The sequence below is a fragment of the Streptomyces sp. NPDC004561 genome (genome assembly GCF_053602155.1).
In genome coordinates this window covers 1-3,318 of the sequence record NZ_JBSGDB010000712.1, presented here as the reverse complement: position 1 = coordinate 3,318, position 3,318 = coordinate 1, and the positions used below count along the sequence as shown (strand labels likewise).

Genomic DNA, 3,318 nt, shown 5'->3' with positions numbered 1-3,318 from the left:
GCCGATCAGGTCGGGGCCCGGGGCGGCCAGGGAGAGGATGACCAGGAGGGCGCCGAGCGTGATCCCGGGCCAGCAGCCGAGGCCGAGGATCAGCAGGGACGCGACGGCGACGCCGGTCGGCGGCCAGATGGGGGTGACGACGGCGCTCTCCACGGACAGCTCGCGCAGCAGGCCGAGCCGGGCCGCCCCGTAGTAGATGGCGGCGACTGCCAGTACCTGGACGGCGTAGCCGCCCGGCCGGCGCCGTAGCTCGATACCCACCACAGCAGCCATCTCACACCGGCGGGCGCGGGTCTGCGAGGCGAGAGCCGGGGCGGTCCGGCCCTTCGGCCGCCTTCTGGGCCCGGGCGGCGCGGCACCCGGGCGGGGGCGGCCCACGGGCACGCCGAGCCCGCGTGCGGGCCGTCGAGCCGGGGTGCGGACCGTCGAGCCAGGCTGCGGGCCCATTCCGGCCCGACCGAGGCGGCGCGGACCCCTCGCGGCCACCAAAGCGTCGCGGACACGTCGCGGGCTCTTCGCGGGCACCGAAGCGTCCCGGATACGTCGCAGACGCGTCGCGGGCTACCGCCGTGTTCGGGGTCCGTCCATGCCCACGACGAGGACGGCGGCGTCGTCCTCGTGCCCGATGCTCTCGGCGCCCTTGATCACGGCGGCGGCCAGCGCGTGGCTCTCCAGCCCGGCGACGGCGGCGATGCCCGCGAGGCGCACCACCTGGTCCAGCCCGTCCTCGATGTGCAGCGACGGCCCTTCCACCACGCCGTCGGTGAGCAGCACGAACAGTCCGCCCGCGGTCAGCCGGTGGCGGGCCACCGGGTACTCGACGCCCCGGTCGATGCCGAGCGGCGGGCCGCCCTCGTCGTCGACGACACCGGCCTTGCCGTCCGCCGTGGCCCACACGAAGGGAATGTGGCCGGCCCGGGCGCTCTCGATGACCCCGGTGGCGGGGTCGAGCCGCATGAAGGTGCAGGTGGCGAACAGGTCACTGCCGAGGGAGAGCAGCAGGTCGTTGGTGCGGGCGAGGAGTTCGCCCGGCTCGCTGCTGACGGAGGCGAGGGCGCGCAGCCCGGCACGGACCTGGCCCATGAAGGCGGCCGCCTCGATGTTGTGGCCCTGGACGTCCCCGATGGACAGCCCGATCCGGCCGTCGGGCATGGTGAAGGCGTCGTACCAGTCGCCGCCCACGTTGAGGCCGTGGCAGGCGGGCGCGTACCGGACCGCGAGGTGCAGTCCGGGGGCGGCCGGCAGGTCCCGGGGCAGCATGCCGCGCTGCAGGGCGATGGCCAGCTCGACCTGGGTGCGCTGCAGCTCCGCGCGCTCGCGTGCCTGCGCGGTGAGCGAACCGAGTCTGACCAGCAGTTCGTCGCCGTCGTCGGTGGAGCTCTTGCGGGCCATCGATTCACTTCCGGCGGGGCGGTGGCTCCCGGAGGGACGCTCGCCCGAATGTTCGGCGAACGCCTAGATTTTACCTGTATCGAATGATCTCGCCCCGCGGACGGCCCGCGCCCGCACCCGGCACGACGGCCGGTCAGCGGACTTCGGAGTCGATGCCGGTGATCACCGCGGGCCCCAGCGGCGCGCTTCCTTCGTCCAGTCCCGCGTCGCGCAGGGCGGAGTCCGCAAGCCGGCGGGCCTCCTCCTCGGCGTGCGGGCCGGTGTCCGCCTCGACGGTCAGGCGGAGGGTGAAGGTGTTGTCCTCGTTGACGCTGAGCACGTCCAGGTCCTCGCTGCTGCCCATCCGTGTGCCGTGCGGATCGGCCGGCCGCAGCGCCCGGGCGATCCGGGTGCGGGTGTCCGAGCCGATACCCGCGGTGAAGGTGCCGGGGACGCTGATCACGTAGGTCGTCATGACGATCCTTTCCTCGCGCGTCCCTCGCCTACCCCGATTCACGGCCTTCGCACAGCGCGGAGCGGCGCCGGGCGCCCGTGCGAAGGCCGGCGGGGGCTCACAGCGGGGAGTGGGCCACGGCGGTCACATAGGCGCCGAACAGCAGGGACATCACGGCGATGGCGCCGTAGACGAGCATCGCCTGGGCGGGGCGCACCCGCCAGGTCCGGGCGAGCGCGCGCGCCATCGGGATGAGCAGCGGGAAGGCCGGCAGCAGGAAGCGCGGCTTGGAGGAGAAGGAGCCGGAGCCGCCGACGACCAGCAGGATCAGCACCCCGGCGAAGATCACCAGGGCCAGCGGGGCGCGGTCCAGACACAGCAGCGCGAACAGCAGTACGCCTGCCGCGACGATCACCAGGGCGGCCGAGTAGACGACGCCTCCGCCGTGCAGCAGCAGGCCCTTGACGAAGTGGGCCGAGCCCAGGCCGAAGTCGAAGCGGGAGTCCCAGGCGCTCTGGACCTTGAAGTAGCCGCCGAGCACGTCCCCGGTCTGGGTGCCCACCCACAGCACATAGCCGAGCCAGCCCAGCGGGGCGAGGACGGCGCCGGCCCACAGGCACACGGGGACCCGGCCGCGCCGGCGCAGCGCCTCGTACGCGGCCGCGATGGCGACGGCTCCGGCCACCGCGAAGCCGCTCGGCCGGGACAGGCCCGCCAGCGCGGCCAGCCCTCCGGCCCACAGCCAGCGGCCCTTGAGCACGTAGTACAGGGCCCAGATGGCGAGCGCGGCGAACAGGGACTCGGTGTAGGCGATGGTCAGTTCGATCGCGTGGGGCAGGGCGGCCCAGAGCGCGACCAGGGCGGTGGCGACCCCACGGCCGTACAGATGGTGGCCGATGACGTAGACGCCGTACGCGGCCACGCCGGCCGCGATCCAGGAGATGAGCAGTGCCGCCTGGCCGGGGGTGAGCGGCAGGACGGTGGTCAGCGCCCGGATGAGCGCCGGGTAGAGGGGGAAGAAGGCCCAGTCGGTCTGGACCGCGCCCGTCGGGGTGATCCACATCTTGTGGCCGTAGCCCTGGGCGGCGATGTGCAGGTACCAGCGGGAGTCCCACGAATGGGCGAGTGTCTTGACGAGCGGATGGCCTCTGAGGGCGTTCGTCACGATCACCGTCAGGACCCCGGCCAGCCGGACGGCCGTGAACAGGACTAGGGCCGCCACAGCTCCCTCGGGGACCCCGCGCCGCGAAATCCAGGGCAGCAGGTCCGGGGGGCCGAGGGGACGGGACGGGGCGGCCGGCTCGGGCCGGGGTACGGAAGAGGTGCTCACTCTCTTGACCTTGGGCACGTCAGGTAAGACGTGCAATCCGCGACTCGGGTTTCTTACACACTTCCACCCTGATTCAGGAACTTCCTCCTCCCTTCCTAAACAGGGGCAAACCGAAACGGCCCTGGGTGTGCGGGGGACCGCCGTCGCCGGGCCGGCCCGCGCC

Annotated in this window: 4 protein-coding genes; all 4 read right to left on the bottom strand. The window is 73.2% G+C overall.

What is annotated here, in order from left to right; translation table 11 throughout:
• The coding region (locus ACWEN3_RS44065) for an MASE1 domain-containing protein (protein ID WP_452983658.1) at window positions 1–273 on the bottom strand (273 nt) is incomplete at its 3' end.
• Window positions 274–561: 288 nt separating this feature from the next.
• Window positions 562–1,392 carry a PP2C family protein-serine/threonine phosphatase gene (locus tag ACWEN3_RS44060; RefSeq protein WP_452983655.1) on the bottom strand — a complete coding sequence of 277 codons (831 nt, stop codon included), beginning with the start codon at window positions 1,390–1,392 and terminating at the stop codon, window positions 562–564.
• A gap of 133 nt (window positions 1,393–1,525) precedes the next feature.
• Entirely contained in the window at window positions 1,526–1,846 is a 321-nt protein-coding gene (locus tag ACWEN3_RS44055) for a hypothetical protein (RefSeq protein ID WP_452983652.1), read from the bottom strand.
• 97 nt (window positions 1,847–1,943) lie between these two features.
• The gene (locus ACWEN3_RS44050) at window positions 1,944–3,155 is read right to left on the bottom strand and encodes a hypothetical protein (RefSeq protein ID WP_452983649.1); all 1,212 of its coding nucleotides are present in this window, start codon (window positions 3,153–3,155) and stop codon (window positions 1,944–1,946) included.
• Between the last annotated feature and the right edge of the window lie 163 nt (window positions 3,156–3,318).